The organism is Allotamlana fucoidanivorans, from assembly GCF_006265225.1.
Taxonomy (GTDB): Bacteria; Bacteroidota; Bacteroidia; order Flavobacteriales; family Flavobacteriaceae; genus Allotamlana; species Allotamlana fucoidanivorans.
Genome location: NZ_VDCS01000045.1, coordinates 1 through 1,145, shown reverse-complemented (window position 1 = coordinate 1,145; position 1,145 = coordinate 1). Strand labels below are relative to the sequence as shown.

At 34.0% G+C, this 1,145-nt stretch carries 2 protein-coding genes; both read right to left on the bottom strand.

All coding sequences use genetic code 11. The annotated features are described in order from the left end of the window. Positions 1–780 (bottom strand): IS3 family transposase (locus FGF67_RS16800; protein WP_262709374.1); only part of this gene is annotated, 780 nt, incomplete at its 3' end. Further along, a partial coding sequence (locus FGF67_RS16795) for a transposase (protein WP_233244115.1) occupies positions 738–1,145 on the bottom strand: 408 nt, incomplete at its 5' end. The genes FGF67_RS16795 and FGF67_RS16800, both read right to left, overlap by 43 nt.

Sequence of the window (1,145 nt, the reverse complement as noted above, 5' to 3'; positions counted from 1 at the left end):
GCTATCAAAGGTCTGGTCAAGATAAAACTCGTCTTTTAGGATGCCGTTTACACGTTCAGCAATAGCGTTTTCGTAGCAATGATTTTCTTCTGTCATACTAATTTTGATGTTGTTTCTCTTTAAAATTTGTGTGTATATATTGCTACAATATTGTATGCCTCTATCCGAGTGATGTATTAGGTTTTCTGTGTTTTTAGCTTGATATAATGCTTTTTTAAGAGCTCTGGTACAACCGCTAAGTTCAAGGCTATCACTAAGGTCGTAACCTATGATTTTTCTAGAATACATGTCAGTTATAAGGGCCAAGTAGCAAAATCCTTTTACAGTTCTGATGTATGTAATATCCGATACCCAAACCTGATTAGGTCTATTAACAAGTACATCTTTTATGATGTTTTTATGTTTGTAAAACCTATGAAAAGAATTGGTAGTTCTGTAGCTGGGTTTCTTTCTGGTTATAAGCATATTGTGTTTTCTAAGAATGTTGAAAAGCGTGTCTCTGCCTACTTTAAGGTTTGCTTTATCAAACTCATTTTTTAAAGATATTTTGAGTTTACGTACGCCTTCTCTAGGCAAGGACCTGCGCTTTTGGTTCACAATTTGAATGATCTGTTGTTCAAGTTTTAAACGTTTGTCAGCTCTATATTTATACTTGTAGTACGCATCACGTTTAAGCCCGAAAGCCATACAAATAGTGGTTAAAGACGCAAATCCTTTAGCTTTGTCTTTGGTTTTACTTAGCGCTCTATATTTAGCTTTTTTTTTAGTTCTGCAACAGATTTATAGCCAAGATCTTCGGCAGCAACTTCCAGGTATGAATCTTGAATCATTGCATCTAGATCTTTCTTTAACAACAATTTTTTTAGTTGTTCAATCTCTTTTTGAAGTTCTTTAATGCGTGTTATTTCGTCTTTGGTTTTCACAGTTATTCTAGTGTTCATAAGGTCTTTACGGTTGTACTTTCTTATCCATTCATTAATGGTAGTTGGTGCAATACCGTAGGCTTTCCCTAGTTGATATTTGTTTAGTTTTCCTGTTGTAAGTTCGTCTAAAATTTTCAGTTTAAAAGGTTCTGAATACCGTCTGATTACTTTGTCATTTTTGTACATAATGTTTGAAATTATGTAGCCTTTATTCAGGACGGG